Raw genomic sequence first — 13653 nt, 5'->3', positions numbered from 1 at the left:
CCTTCGAGCCCGGAGGCCTGCCCGTGTCCCAGCAAGCTCCCCAGCAGGAAGAACTAGCCACCGGCACGGCCGCCCGGACGGTGCGGGTGTGGCCGATCATGCTGTCGATGTTCGTGCTCAACGTCTGCGCCTACGCGGCGATCTCGGGAGCACTCCAGATACTGCTGCCCACCCAGGCGCGGCTCATCGCAGGCGACGGCGCCCCGTCCGCACTCGCGCTGGTGACCGGGATCGCGGCGATCGCCTCGTTCGCCGTGCCGCCGTTCATCGGGATCCGGTCCGACCGCACCCGGAGCAGGTGGGGCCGGCGGGCACCGTGGATCTTCTTCGGCGGCCTCGGCACCGCCGGTTCGCTGATCATGCTCGGCACCTCGGCGACGGTCGCCGGACTCGTCGTCGGCTGGTTTCTGATGCAGGCACTGGTGAACATCGGGCTCAACGTCATCCTCGCGGTGATCCCCGACCGGATTCCCCCGCACCGGCACGGTCTGGCCAGCACGATCCAGGGGCTGGGGCTGCCCATCGGAGGGGTCGTCGGGGTCCAGATCGGCGCGTACTTCGCCGACGCGATCGCCACCGGCTATCTGGTCCTGGCGATCCTGGTGCCGCTCGCCTCGCTGGTCGGTGCCTGGCTCACGCGGGAGCCGCGCGAGGCCGCCGCGGAGGTCCGGGAGAGCCGGCCGGTGCTCGCCGAGCTGCGCCAGACGCTCTCCAGTCTGCGATTCCGCGACTACCGCTGGGTTTTCATCTCCCGTGCGGTGCTCTTCCTCGGATTCACCATGGTCAGCAGCTTCAGCCTGTACGTCCTGCAGGACTACGTCACGCTGCCGCCCGGCATGACGGCGGCCGAGGCCGCGGCGATCGGCTCGACGCTGGTGCTTCCGCTCACCGTGGTCAGCACCGCCATCGCCGGTCCCCTGGTCGACCGGTTCGGTCACCACCGGATGTTCGTGCTCGGGTCCGGGCTCGTGGCCGCGGTCTCGACGCTGGTCCCGTTCGTGTGGCCGGTCTGGACGGCTTGGCTGATCTGCGGTTCCGTCACCGCCTTCAGCATGGGCCTGTACCTCGGTGTCGATCTCGCGCTGGCGACACTGGTCATGCCCGCGGCCGGCGACACGGGCCGCGATCTCGGCGTCTTCCACATCGCGGTCACCGCGCCACAGGTCGTCGCCCCGTTCCTCGCCGCGATGATCGTCAGCTCGCTCGGCGGCTACCCGGCCCTGTACGTCGTCAGCGGGGTGATCTCACTCGTCGGAGCCCTCGCCGTGCTCAGGGTTCGCGCCCCGCGAACCGGTCATGTGTCGAATTGACATCAAGCCGGCTTGAACGCCCAAGATGAGGTTAGCCATGCCTTAGTGGAGTTCGCCAAGAGGGAGTGACGCATGACCAGAGGACCCTGGCAAGACCCTGAGCTGCTGCGGATGCTCGACGGCTACACGTTCACGTTCCTGCTCGGCGCCACGCTGAAACTGCGGCTGCTGGACGCGATCGGCGACTCGACGGTGACCGCCGGGGATCTGGCCCGCGCCACGTCGACGCACGAGCCGACACTGACCCGCGTGCTGCGGGCACTGGCCGCACTCGAGGTCCTCACCGAGGAGCGGCCGGGCGCCTTCCGGCTCGCCCCACGCGGACGGTTGCTGCTGCCGGGCGCGCCCGGATCGGTGCACGAGCTGGCGGCGTACCAGGTCGGCGAGTGGGCCTGGGGAGCCTGGCCCAAGCTGGACCAGGCTGTCCGTACCGGCAAGCAGGCCAGTGAGTTCACCTCCGACCCGGGATTCTGGAGCGACATCGACTGGAGCCAGGATTCGGAGTTCCGGGAATCCATCGACCGCTTGATGATCGAGCACACCCGCGTGATCGCTCCGATCATTGTGGACAGTTACGACTTCGGTCCGTTCTCGACGGTCGTGGACATCGGCGGTGGCAGCGGGCCGTTCATCGCGGCCGTCCTCGCCGCCCATCCCCAGCTGCGCGGCATCCTGCTCGACCGCGAGGACGGGGTGAAGCACGCGCCTCGCGTGCTGGCCGAAGCCGGCGTCGCGGACCGATGCGAGATCCGGACCGGTGACTTCTTCGAGTCCCTCCCGCGCGGGGACGTCTACCTGTGCAAGAGCGTGCTCTTCAACTGGCCGGAGGACGAGCGGGTGGCCATGATCCTGGCCAACTGCCGCGAGAGCATGGCTACCGACAAGGGGCGCCTGCTGCTGGTGGAGCAGATGCTGCCCGCCACCGTGGACGGGTCGATACCGCCGCATGTCTACGTCGACGATGTCGGTTCCGTCGTCAACGTCGGCGGGCGGCTTCGAACCGAGCCGGAGTACCACGCGTTGCTGAGCTCGGCGGGCTTCACGGTGACCGTGCACCCGCTGCCCGCGGCGCCGGACGGGTTCTCGCTGCTCGAGGCCGCTCCGGTGTGAACCGGCCGCCGGGCCGTTCGCTTGAGCAAAGAGCTTGGTGTCGTTTCGGCGGGCCCGGGCTTAGCTTCGGGCAATGGCGAACGAACTGACCATTCCGCTCCTGCCCTGCCCGTCCATCGACGAGACCGCGTCGTTCTACGAGATGCTCGGCTTCGAGATCACCTACCGGCAGACGCGGCCGAACCCGCACGTCGCGGTGCGCCGGGAGGACATCAATCTGCACTTCTTCGGGATGGACGGCTACGACCCGGCGCAGTCGTACAGCACGTGCCTGGTCATCGTGCCCGACACCGGCGAGCTGTTCGAGGCCTTCGCGGCGGGAATGCGGTCCGTGCACGGAAAGCTGCTTGTTTCCGGCATCCCGCGGATGACCCGGCCGCGGCTGCGCAACGACCGGTACACCGGATTCACCGTCGTCGACCCGGGCGGCAACTGGATCCGGATCAACCAGGCGGCCACCGAACCCGAGGCACGGACCAAGCTCGCCAAAGCCATGGAGAACGCCGCGAGGCAGGCGGACGCGCGCGGCGACGAACGCCAGGGCCTGAAGATCCTGGAAGGCGCGTTGAAGCGGGCGACCGGCGACGAACCGGAGCTCGCGGCGGCGCGGGAGTTCCGCGACGAACTCGTCGAACGGATCGAGGGGTCCTGAGGCAGGGCACCGGGGCCGAGGGTGTCAGGCCGTCGCCGCGCGCGTGAGGATCTCCCGGGTGACCGCGGCCGGTGCCTGCTCGGGAATCCAGTGGCTGATGCCGTCCAGCCGGACGAACCGGTACGGGCCGGTGACGTGTCGCTCGCAGCGCAGGGCACCGGCCCTGCCCAGCGCCGGATCGTCCGTGCTCCAGAGGTAGGTCGTCGGCACGGCCGACGGGCCCAGGTCGCCGAAGCCGCTGTCGAGTGCCCGGTACCAGTTGAGTGCCGCGGTCAGCGCGGGGCGGGTGGACAGCAGCGCGAGATGGGGCGCGGCCTGCGCCTCGGTGAGGGGCGGCACGAACAGGCGGCGCAGACCGCCTTGTTCACCGAAAAACAGGTCCTCCGCTGCTCCCTCGCGACGGAACAGGTCGATGTAGGCCGAGCGCCGTCGCTGGTCGGGGTCGTGGTCGCGGGCCCAGGCGAACGCGGCCGGGTGCGGCACGGACAGCGCGGTGAGGGTCCGCGTGCGCTCGGGATGGTGGACGGCGGTGTACCAGGCCACTATCGCGCCCCAGTCGTGGCCGACGATGTGTGCGGTGTCCACGCCGATGGCATCCAGGAGCCCGATGACGTCGGCCACCAGCTCCGGGATCGCGTAGCCGGAGACCGCGGGCGGCCGCGCGCCCGGTGAGTAGCCTCGCTGGTCGGGGGCGACGGTGCGGTACCCGTGCGCGTTGAGCTGCCCGGCGACCTCGTCCCAGCAGTGGCGGGACTGCGGGAAACCGTGCAGCAGCAGGACCACGGGGGAGTCCGCCGGGCCGGAGTCCGCGACGTCGAAGGTCAGCTCACCGAGGCGGATCGTCGTCGGCGACATCGGCATCAGCGCGCGAGGATCGCGGTGAGGGCGTTCTCGAGCTCGCGCTCCGGGCCGGCCGCGGCGGTCCGGCTGCGCCAGGCGATCATCGCGTCCGGGCGGACGAGCGTCGCTCCGCCGGCTTCGATTCCGTAGCGGCGCCGCCAGACTCCCTCGGCGTCCCGGATCCGGCCGCCGATCTGGTGGGCGGTCAGCGTGATTCCGAGGTACCGGGCGACGTTCGCGGCCGCGTCGGCCCACGCCGTGCCCTCCGCGTCGGTGAGCAGGACGAAGCCGGGACCGAACAGGTCGTGTGTGGACAGTGCCAGCCCGTCCCGTTCCAGGCGCACGTGCGGGGCGCGGCTGCCGGGCCGCCCGGTCGGGTTCTCCGGGTCCTCCTGGAGAGCGTGGTCGTCGCCGGGTTCGGTGCGGACGGCAGGCGAGTGGTACCGGAACCCGAGAATCTCCCGGGGTGTGGGTATCGGCTGCGACGGGTCGAAAGTGGACAGCACGCGCCCGTCGGCCACCGCCTGGAGCGCGACCTCACGTTCCAGGGTGATGTTGACGACCGGCCGCCGCTCGGCCTGGTAGGTGTCCAGCAGTGCCTCACCGGCCTGCCCGCCGAGAACCAGGGCCAGCCGCCAGGCGAGGTCGTAGCCGTCCTGGATGGCGAGGTTCCCGCCCTGCCCGCCGACCGGGGGACAGGCGTGTGCCGCGTCGCCGGCCAGGATGACCCGGCCTGCCCGGAACCGTTCGGCGAGCTGGTGGTTCAGGGTGAACGGGCGGGCGTTGACGATCCGGCACTCCAGCCCGGGATCGCCGACGGCCCGGCGGACCCTGTCCCGGCACAGGTCCTCGGTGAAATCGGCCTCGCTCTGTCCTTGCTCGGGGAAGTAGTCGACCCACAGGGTGCGGGTGCCCATGCTGTCGTGGATCACGCTCATCCCGCTGCCGGGTAGCCCGGTCACGCAGAACCGGCCTTCCTCGAAGTAGGCATCGAGGTCGGCTTCGAAGGTGATCACGTAGACGTGGCCGATCCGCCCGCCGCCCTCCACCCCGATGCCGAGGCTGGTGCGGATCGGACTGGTGTAACCGTCGGCGGCGACCAGGTAGTCGGCGTGGACGCGGTACTCGCGCCCGTCACCGGTGGCACGCACCACCGCGGTGACCCCGTCCGCGTCCTGTGTCCAGGACACCAGTTCGGTGCCGAAACGCAGGTCGGCGCCGAGTTCCTCGGCTCGCCCGCGCAGGATCCTCTCGATGGTCGCCTGCGGGAGCCAGCACGCGGGCGCCGCGGTGAGCATGCGGTACCTGGCGAGCAGGTCCTCCGGGACGTCGGCCGCTCGCGCGTCGCGCACGGTGGGGCCGGATTTGACCAGCGGCAGCCGCACGTCCTTCTGCGCGTCGTGCAGCGCCGCGGCGACCCCCGGGATGGTGCTGAGCAGTTCGTGGGTCCGCGAGTTGAGTCCCCATGCCTTCGGCAGCGTGGACGTCGTCGCCCGGCGTTCCACCAGCATCGGCGGCACCCCACGCGAGGCCAGTCCGAGCGCCGTGCTCAGCCCGGTGTAGGCGCCTCCCACGATCAGCACCGGAACCCGCTCGGCCGACTCGACGGTCATGGCTGTCTCCACTTCGCTCGCCCTCTCGTGGCAGTCACTGCCACAAGGCACAGTCTGCCGGTTGACGCGAGCTGCCGCCATGGCGGCGAAAGTGGCGTGCGTCTCAGTCGCCGCCGGTGGTCAGCGCCGCAGCGACGGCAGCGGGACGGCGTCCGAGTGCAGCAGCTTCAACGTCGTGTAGGTCAGTTTCCGCAGGTCGGACCGGCCACCGCCGTCGGCCCACTTCCGGAAGGCCAGGGTGAACACCGTCGCCGTCTGTTCCACCGCGAGCCCCGCGACGAGGTCTGCGGACCGCCCGTCGAGCCGGGCGGCCACGTCGTGGACCAGTTCCTGCCGCCAGGTGAACAGCAGGTGCGTGAGGTAGGCCATGACCGACCGGGTCTGCTGCGCGAGGGCGAACGCCGCGAGCATCTGGTCCGGCTTGTCCAGGTGTGAGCGCACGATGCTGTCGAGAACGGCCCGGAGCAAATCCGGAACGGAGGTGTCGTCGGGCAGTGCCCGGAGTTCCTGGCGTGCGGTGTCGAGCATCCTCGCGTACAGGCCGAAGACGAGTGCTTCCTTCGTCGGGTAGTAGCGATACACCGTGCGTGCGCCGACCTCGGCCGCGGCCGCGATCTGCTCGACGGTCGTGTCGGCGTATCCCTGCTCCTGGAACAGCGTCAGGGCTGTCTCGGCGATCAGGTCCCGGGTTCGCTCCATTTTGGTCGCGCGCAGTGTCATGGCACCTTCCTCGGTTCGGGGCCGGTAAGCCTAACTGCCATCTGGCAGTGGCTGCCAGATGGCCGGCCGAGGACGTGACTTGCCAGATTGGCAACAAAGTTTGACGGTTGGCCCGCCTGTGCGGCTAACTCGAACCATGGTCGAAGAAGTGGACTACACGGCGTGGCGGAATGCCCGCTGGGAAGAGATAGCCGGACAGCAGGGGAAGGCCGGGGTGGTTCAGCTCGCCACCCTCAGCGGGCCGGCCCAGACCGTCGAGGGCGTGCCCGGGCAGTGGGACGCGAGCGGCCCGGACGGGTTGAGATTCACCGCGGCCGCCGCGGACGAGGTGTCGACGGACGGCAGTCCGGTGGACGGCACCGTCACGCTGGCCGGGGGCGACAGCCTGCGGTTGCCGGGCGGGCGCACCGCGACGATCTCCGGAGGGGAGGGGAGGTACGGGCTGGTCGTCTGGGATCCCGCCGCCGAGGCACTGACGGGGCTGCGGGAAATCGCGGTGTACCCGGTGGATCCGGCGTATGTGGTCGAGGCGGAGTACCGGCGGACGCCGGGGCGGGAAGTCGAGATCGAGCGGCTGACCGATCCGCCCACCAAGCACGTCCTGCCCGCGCCCGCCGATCTGGTGTTCGACCTGGCGGGGCAGCGGCACACGCTGACGGTGATCGAGACGTTCCCCGGCAACCTGCTGGTGGTGTTCACCGATTCCACCAGCGGCACCGAGACCCCGGCCATCGGCAGGTGGGTGCTGCTGCCGCCGGTGGAGGGCGACACCGTCCACATCGATCTCAACCAGGTCGTGCTTCCGCTGCACACCTTCTCGCACATCTATCCCTGCCCGTTGCCCCCGGAGGGCAACCACCTGCCGGTCCCCGTGCCGGTGGGGGAGCGGGCACCTGTTCACGAACCGAAAGGAACACGCGAAGCCATGAGCGCCGACATCAAGGACACCGCTGTCCGCTACCTGCGACGGCTGGAAGAGGGTGACTACGCCGCGATGCGTGCGCTGTGCACGGACACCGCGACCGTCTGGCACAACGACGGCAAGGGCGAGCAGACCATCGACGAGAACCTCGCGATGCTCAAGGACATGCCTGGAGCGGACGCGTCACTGCGTTACGACATCACCCGCCAGCTCGCTGAGGCGGACGAGGTGCTCCAGCAGCACGTCCTGCGCATCAGCAATGCCGACGGGCCGGTCGGCGAGGTACAGGCGGCGATGTACTTCCGCTTCAAGGACGGACTCATCGACCGGATCGAGGAGTACGCCAACTTCATCCCGGCCGCCGGCTGACGCCGCCCGGCTATGCCGCTCCGGCCCGCTTCCAGGCGTCGTAACCGCCGTCGAGATCGAGCACGTCGGTACGCCCGGCGGCGCGCAGCATGCTCGCCGCGACGCTGGAGCGCCAGCCGCCCGCGCAGTGCACCAGCACGGTGCGGTCGTCCGGGATCTCGTCCATGCGCCGGCCCAGTTCGGCCAGCGGGATCGGCAGGGAGCCGGCGATGTACCCGGCTGCTCGCTCGCCGGGATTGCGCACATCCACCACGGTGATCCGGGGCAACCGCCCGGCGACGTCCTGTGGGCCGATCCGGAATCCCGGGCGGACGAGGTCGCTCAGCCCGGTGAAGTCTCGCGCGAGGTACCCGGCGACATTGTCGAGTCCGATCCGCGCGAGTCTCAGGGCGACCTCGTTCTCCCGGCCGGGTGGGGCGACGATCACCAGGTGGTCGGCCGGGTCGAACACCATGCCCGCCGTCTCCGCGAAGCGTCCGTCGACGCCGACATTGACCGACCCCTGGAGGTGCCCCTCGGCGAACTCCTCCGGTGACCGGGCGTCGACGACGCGTGCTCCCGCTTTCACCAGTTCCCGCAGCCGCCTGGCCGGCAGGCCCGGCGGAGCCGGCGGCGTGTCGAGCACGGTCCGTTCCCGCCGGTTCAGGACGGCGTCGACGGCGAAGTAGCGTGGAATCGCAGGCTGGCCGGTGAGCAGGCGTGCCACGAAGCGATCCTCGTTGGTCTCCCGCACCGCCACGTTCGTGTGACGTTGCCTGCCGATCGTGGACTGGAGGTCCGCGGAGAGGTTCTTGCCGCAGGCCGAACCCGCTCCGTGCCCGGGGTGGACGACGACCTCGTCCGGCAACGTCATCAGGACATTGTGGACGCTGTTGAACTGCTCGTGGGCGAGTTCGACCGGGTTCGCGCCGACCGCGGCCGCCAGGTCGGGACGGCCGACGTCGCCGACGAACAGTGTGTCGCCGGTGAAGACCGCGCGAGGCCGGGGATCCGTTCCCGCATAGGCCACCAGCGAGATGCTCTCCCAGGTGTGACCGGGTGTCTCCCGCACTTCCAGGATCGTCGCGCCCACCGTGATCCGGTCCCCGGTGCGCAGTCGCCGGATCGGGTACTCCGTTTCGGCGCGCTGACCGTAGGCGATCCAGGCTCCCGTCGCCTGCCGCAGTTCCAGGTGCCCGGCGACGAAATCGGCGTGGAAGTGGGTGTTCACCACTCCGGTGATCCGTACCCCTCGTCGCCGGGCGCCGTCGAGGTAGTCCTGTATGTCACGCCGAGGGTCGATGACGATCGCCTCGCCGGCCACCTGGTCGCCCACCAGGTAACTCGCCTGGGAAAGGCACTCGAGATAGTACTGGTCCACAAACACTTCGCCACCTCCGCTGTCGCACCGGAGTATCGGTAGCCCGGCGAGGAGGCGTCAAAGAACTTTGCCAGGGTGGCAAGTGGCTCAGCGGGACCGGGAATTCCCTGGGCGCGCCCGGATGTGCGCACGTTCACCCTGTTTGCCGAACAGGCTCAGGAATTCGACCGATTCCGTGTCGGCGGCGCCGAACCAGTGGGGGACGTGGGTGTCGAACTCGGCCACCTCGCCGGGAGCCAGGACGAGATCGTGCTCACCGAGCACCAGCCGCAGGCGTCCGTTGAGGACATACAGCCATTCGTAACCTTCGTGGGTCTGCGGATCCGGTTCCTTCGGGCGGGCCCTGGCCGAGAGGACGAACTTGTACGCCTGGATGCCGCCGGGCCGCCGGGTGAGCGGCAGGATCGTCATCCCGCCCTGACAGCTGATCGGCCGCAGATGCAGGCGCGGGTCGCCGGTGGGCGGGGCGCCGACCAGCTCGTCGAGTGTGACGCCGTGTGCCTTGGCCAGCGGAAGCAGCTGTTCCAGGGTCGGGCGGCGGCTACCCGATTCCAGCCGGGACAGGGTGCTCACGGAGATGCCGGTGACCGCGGACAGCTCGGCGAGTGTGGTGCCGCGCTCCCGGCGCAACGCGCGTAGCTGAGGTCCCACGGCGTCCAGTGCGCTGTCGACGTCGTCCATACCGACCACTTTGCCAGTTCGGCAACTTAATTTGCAAGCTGGTGTGAGCGGTGCGATGGTGGCCGTGGAGGTGATCCACGGTGACAGAGGAATTGGCAGACCGCTACGACGTGGTGGTCGTCGGTGGGGGTGCCGCCGGCCTGGGCGCGGCGCTGACGCTGGCGCGGGTGCGGCGGTCGGTGGTGGTGGTCGATGGGGGCACGCCACGTAACGCCCCGGCGGACGGGGTGCACGGGCTGCTCGCCCTGGACGGGCTGCCGCCCGCCGAGCTACTGGCGCGAGGCCGCGAGGAGGTGCGCGGCTACGGGGGCGAGGTGGTGTCCGGTGTGGTCGACACCGTGACCCGAAGGGGTGATCTGTTCGCGGCGACGCTGGCCGGCGGAAAGGTCGTTCACGGGCCGGCTGCTGGCCGCCACGGGGCTGGCCGACGAGCTGCCGGACATCCCGGGACTGTGGCAGCGCTGGGGGCGCGATGTGCTGCACTGCCCGTACTGCCACGGCTGGGAGGTCCGCGACCAGGCGATCGGCGTGCTGGCCACCGGTCCGATGTCGGTGCACCAGGCGTTGCTGTTCCGCCAGCTCAGCGACGACGTGACGTTCTTCGCTCGCGGCACCGCGCCGGCCGGGGAACAGGCGGAGCAACTGGACGCACGGGGCATCCGCGTGGTGGACGGCGAGGTGGCCGCCGTGGAGATCACTGAGGACCGCCTGGCCGGTGTCCGGCTGGCCGATGGCACGGTCGTCGAACGCGAGGTGGTCGCCGTCTCGCCGAGGATGGTGGCCCGCGCCGGGTTCCTCGCCGGGCTCGGGCTGTACCCCACGGCGCATCCCATGGGTGAGTACATCGCGGTCGACGCGGCCGGGCGGACCGAGGTGCCCGGCGTGTGGGCCGCCGGCAACGTCACCGACCTGGCCGCCCAGGTCGGCGCGGCCGCCGCGGCCGGTTCGGCGGCGGCCACGCAGATCAACGCCGACCTGGCCGCCGAGGACGCCCGCCTCGCGGTCGGCGCCCGGGAGAGGACCCGGCTCTGACGAGCACGACCAGCGTGGAGCCCGGCGGCAGAATGTCCTAAGTGGACGATCTGGGGTTTCTGGTCAGGATCCGGGCGGCTGTCTGGCGAGCGCGCTGCGGGACGCGCCTGTCGGATGCCGCCTGGATCAGGGCGTCGCGGCACCCGGCGAAGGGAAAGCCTGCGTCGATCCAGGCAATGGCCCGGGTGGTCCAGTGACCGCTGCTGTCACGGTGAAGGGCGGCGCCGAGCACGCGTTCTAAACCCAGGTCATGGCAGGGAAGGCTGCTGACGCCGGTGCCGAGTTCGGCCGCGACCTCCGTCACCGGCCGGTCCAGCAGAGGCAGCAACGCGATCACCCCCTGCGCCGACTCCGCCCGCAGGACGTGCGCCCCCGGCTTACCGACAACCCATCGGTCGTCCACGTCCCGCCCGGCCCAGGTGGCGGCCTGGGAAACGCGGAGCACAGGCCGCCACCGGACGATCTCGTCGTCATCGCGTAACCGATCTGCCCGCCAGGCTGGGATCACCGCACCATCATCGAGCGATCCGGCACGGTGGGCAACCGGCATCGTCATGCTGCGTGGGGGACCGGCCGCAGCCGGGCGCCGAGCGCGCCTGCGGCGATCACCAGGCCGGCGGTGACCAGCACGATGTCCTTGAACACGTACTGGGCCTCCAGCGTCGGCGCGCCGGGGAACAGGTCGGTGAAGAACAGCACCAGCGGCGACAGGATGCCCACCAGCGACGCCCCGAGTACCACCAGGCCGGTCTTCAGCAGCCTGCCGGTGATCAGGGTGAGGCCGATGAAACACTCCGCGACCGCCGTCACCAGCAGCGCCGCCTGCGGCGACAGCACGCCGAACGACAGCGTCTCCAGCGTGCGGATCACCAGCTCCTGCGCCGGGCTGGCGCCGGGAATGAACTTCAGTACCCCGAACCCGAGAAACACCACCCCGACGCTCACCCGCAGCGCGCCGACACTGTGCCGGGCAAGCCAGTTCCCGATTCCCGTCAGGGTTGTCTTGATCGTCATCGTTCGCTCCGTTCCTTCGAAACCGTTCCTCCTGACGGCAACAGGTTCGCGGTTTGCCGGTCCTAGCGTCGTCCGCCGACGACCGGCACCTGGACCTACGCCCGGTGACGTACGCGGTTGTCGGGCATTCGACCGACAACGGTTCCGCGATCCGGGGATACAGTTGTCCCGGGCGGCCGGAGGGGGACGCAATGGGCGAAGCCACCGACGAGTACGGCGTTTTCGACGTGCGCACGACGGGCGATGTCGTCGACGGTGTGACCGTCGACCGGTCGTGGCGGCGGCACTACGATGACCCGGTCGAGTTCTGCGCGACCCTCACGGAGACGATTCTCGCCGCGCTGCCGCCGGACGCTCCCGAACCGGCCGACGACGAGGTCACGGTGACCGAACCGGACCGGCTTCGCGGTTTCTGGAACGAGTTCATGCTGTGGCAGCGAAAGCTGGAGAAACTCCGCGAGCGGGCACGGGCAGGGGAGCTTCCGGTCTGGCGCCCGCCGGCGTCCATCGACGATCCGGGCCGGCGATGGATCGTCGAATTCGACTCGGCCGGCAAGTTCTGCCTGATGGGAATCGTCCCGGCGGTGTTCGACGACGCGAGCGCGGCATCGCTGTCGGCCCTCATCAGTGAGGCGCTCCGCGACGTGCACCTGGACCAGCGAGCTCCGGTCCTTCCGGAAATGGCGGAGATCAACGAGCATCGCGCCCGGTTCGAGCGGTACCTGGCCGGATAGCGGCGCGGCACTGTCGAGAGGCGGCGACTCATGTCGGTCGAGGAAATCGTAAAGAAGATCACGCAGAACTGCGAAGATCTCAGGGCGACGTACGCGAATCTCGCCGCGCAGGCCGCTCCCGCCCTGGAGGACCTGGAAACCTCGATCGGCAGGATCACGCAGTGGAAGTACGTCCTGAGCAGGCGGGGAACCGTCGAGGAAACCTACCGGGACGTTAAGATGTCGTGGTTCGAGAAACTGGGCTTCTACGCGAGCGGGTTCGCCGTTCTGGCCGAGGAGCAGGTGCCCCACCCGGAGGCGCCGGCGGCGAGGAAGCGGGTCGAGGAACTTCTCGGCAAGGCGAATTCCAACGACAAGCACTTCCAGCTCAACGTCGACGACATCGCCAACACACCGATCACCATCGGCAAGTTCCTGATCACGTGGCTGCGAATCCGGGACACCCTCGCGCGCGAGGTCGTGATCCCGTCCGACGCCGCCTACATCCGGACGAAAGCTCCGGCCGGATGGGAAAGCCCGATCGCCTCCGGCACCTACGGCGTGGTCCTGGCTTCCCAGAGCAACGCGGCCAGTGTCACGACGAATGTCATCTCGGGACTGCTGAACAGCAGCGCCAAGTTTCTCGAAAGCCTGGCGGGGAACCTGGCGGACTACGGCGCCATCACCACCGGACTGCAGCAGTACTACTCGAAGGTGGTCACCGACGTCGCCGGATTCGCCGAGCCACCGTCGATGGCGACCATCGGTCAGCTCATCGACGCGGGTTTCAGTGCGGTGAACGGTCTCAAGGAAGTGGAGGCGGAGAAGAACGTCGCCTTCGGGAAAATGGCCACCAAGAACATTCAGGACCTACTCGACATCGAGTCCCTGAACGTCATGGTCAACGATCCCGGGGAGGTCCGGGGGGACGACGGCTGGCCCGCCCCGATCGCGGTGGCCGGCGCGGACAACGGGCGCCGTAACCGGCGCCAGCTGGTGATGGACGCCCGGTTCTTCACCGATCACGCGGCGTTCTGGGACGACATCTCCACGCGACTGTCCGCGCTCGGCACCCGTGCAGCCGGAGTCGAGGAGATCCCGGCCATGTTCACCCGGGTGCCGAGCTTCACGGCCAACCAGTCCACGGCCCTGAACGCGCTGTCCGACCGGATCGCGAAGGATCTGCTGAAGAAGGGCAGCGCCGCGACGGCCGACCTGGCGGACAAGCTGGAGACCGCCCGGCACGCCTACCTCGTGCGGGAAGCGGACAACGCGGCCGAGGTCGCCGCCATCGAGAAGGAGATCGCAGGCGGCTGA

Annotated in this window: 14 protein-coding genes and 1 pseudogene; 8 read left to right on the top strand and 7 right to left on the bottom strand. The window is 69.6% G+C overall.

Annotated elements, in window-relative coordinates; genetic code table 11:
* Positions 1–23 precede the first annotated feature (23 nt).
* The 3 genes from EWH70_RS24025 (at position 24) to EWH70_RS24015 (ending at position 3072) form a co-directional block, all read left to right on the top strand.
* A complete protein-coding gene (locus EWH70_RS24025; RefSeq protein WP_165436389.1) occupies positions 24–1310 on the top strand; it encodes an MFS transporter in 1287 nt (428 codons plus the stop codon).
* A 72-nt stretch (positions 1311–1382) separates the two neighbouring features.
* A complete protein-coding gene (locus tag EWH70_RS24020; RefSeq protein WP_130477750.1) occupies positions 1383–2420 on the top strand; it encodes a methyltransferase in 1038 nt (345 codons plus the stop codon).
* Positions 2421–2493: 73 nt separating this feature from the next.
* Positions 2494–3072 carry a VOC family protein gene (locus tag EWH70_RS24015; RefSeq protein WP_130477749.1) on the top strand — a complete coding sequence of 193 codons (579 nt, stop codon included), beginning with the start codon at positions 2494–2496 and terminating at the stop codon, positions 3070–3072.
* 24 nt (positions 3073–3096) lie between these two features.
* Here EWH70_RS24015 and EWH70_RS24010 read toward each other — a convergent pair whose 3' ends face one another.
* The 3 genes from EWH70_RS24010 to EWH70_RS24000 all read right to left on the bottom strand — a co-directional run bounded on the left by EWH70_RS24010 (position 3097) and on the right by EWH70_RS24000 (position 6245).
* The gene (locus EWH70_RS24010; RefSeq protein ID WP_130477748.1) at positions 3097–3927 is read right to left on the bottom strand and encodes an alpha/beta fold hydrolase; all 831 of its coding nucleotides are present in this window, start codon (positions 3925–3927) and stop codon (positions 3097–3099) included.
* Between the two features lie 5 nt (positions 3928–3932).
* On the bottom strand, positions 3933–5525 hold the full coding sequence (locus EWH70_RS24005) for an FAD-dependent monooxygenase (RefSeq protein ID WP_165436388.1): 1593 nt from the start codon (positions 5523–5525) through the stop codon (positions 3933–3935).
* A gap of 120 nt (positions 5526–5645) precedes the next feature.
* Positions 5646–6245, bottom strand: coding sequence for a TetR/AcrR family transcriptional regulator (locus tag EWH70_RS24000; protein ID WP_130477746.1), 600 nt, complete (start codon positions 6243–6245; stop codon positions 5646–5648).
* Between the two features lie 136 nt (positions 6246–6381).
* Here EWH70_RS24000 and EWH70_RS23995 point away from each other — a divergent pair, with 136 nt between their 5' ends.
* Positions 6382–7536, top strand: a complete 1155-nt coding sequence (locus EWH70_RS23995) for a DUF1684 domain-containing protein (protein ID WP_165436387.1) — start codon at positions 6382–6384, stop codon at positions 7534–7536.
* A 10-nt stretch (positions 7537–7546) separates the two neighbouring features.
* Here the strand turns inward: EWH70_RS23995 and EWH70_RS23990 are convergent, their stop codons facing one another.
* Together EWH70_RS23990 and EWH70_RS23985 are read right to left on the bottom strand one after the other, a co-directional pair.
* Positions 7547–8902 (bottom strand): MBL fold metallo-hydrolase, encoded by a 1356-nt coding sequence (locus tag EWH70_RS23990; RefSeq protein WP_130477744.1) that lies wholly within the window; start codon positions 8900–8902, stop codon positions 7547–7549.
* Between the two features lie 81 nt (positions 8903–8983).
* Positions 8984–9577, bottom strand: coding sequence for a helix-turn-helix domain-containing protein (locus EWH70_RS23985; RefSeq protein ID WP_130477743.1), 594 nt, complete (start codon positions 9575–9577; stop codon positions 8984–8986).
* Between the two features lie 80 nt (positions 9578–9657).
* Here EWH70_RS23985 and EWH70_RS36720 point away from each other — a divergent pair.
* A pseudogene (locus EWH70_RS36720) lies at positions 9658–9741 on the top strand (hypothetical protein); the annotation flags it as partial.
* Between the two features lie 187 nt (positions 9742–9928).
* Entirely contained in the window at positions 9929–10609 is a 681-nt protein-coding gene (locus EWH70_RS23980; RefSeq protein WP_240687187.1) for an NAD(P)/FAD-dependent oxidoreductase, read from the top strand.
* Between the two features lie 37 nt (positions 10610–10646).
* Here the strand turns inward: EWH70_RS23980 and EWH70_RS23975 are convergent, their stop codons facing one another.
* Complete coding sequence (locus tag EWH70_RS23975; protein ID WP_130477742.1) at positions 10647–11165, bottom strand: hypothetical protein; 519 nt, start codon at positions 11163–11165, stop codon at positions 10647–10649.
* Positions 11162–11623: a DoxX family membrane protein gene (locus EWH70_RS23970; RefSeq protein WP_130477741.1), complete on the bottom strand. Its 462-nt coding sequence runs from the start codon at positions 11621–11623 to the stop codon at positions 11162–11164. The genes EWH70_RS23975 and EWH70_RS23970 overlap by 4 nt, the downstream gene beginning before the upstream one ends.
* A gap of 191 nt (positions 11624–11814) precedes the next feature.
* On the opposite strand from EWH70_RS23970, the gene EWH70_RS23965 reads away from it, so the two are divergent.
* The gene (locus EWH70_RS23965; RefSeq protein WP_130477740.1) at positions 11815–12357 is read left to right on the top strand and encodes a hypothetical protein; all 543 of its coding nucleotides are present in this window, start codon (positions 11815–11817) and stop codon (positions 12355–12357) included.
* A gap of 30 nt (positions 12358–12387) precedes the next feature.
* Positions 12388–13653, top strand: a complete 1266-nt coding sequence (locus EWH70_RS23960) for a hypothetical protein (protein ID WP_130477739.1) — start codon at positions 12388–12390, stop codon at positions 13651–13653.

Source organism: Amycolatopsis suaedae (assembly GCF_004214935.1).
In the GTDB taxonomy this organism is placed as follows: Bacteria; Actinomycetota; Actinomycetes; order Mycobacteriales; family Pseudonocardiaceae; genus Amycolatopsis; species Amycolatopsis suaedae.
Note: the sequence above shows the minus strand (reverse complement) of the source record. Positions and strands in the feature narration are given on the sequence as shown.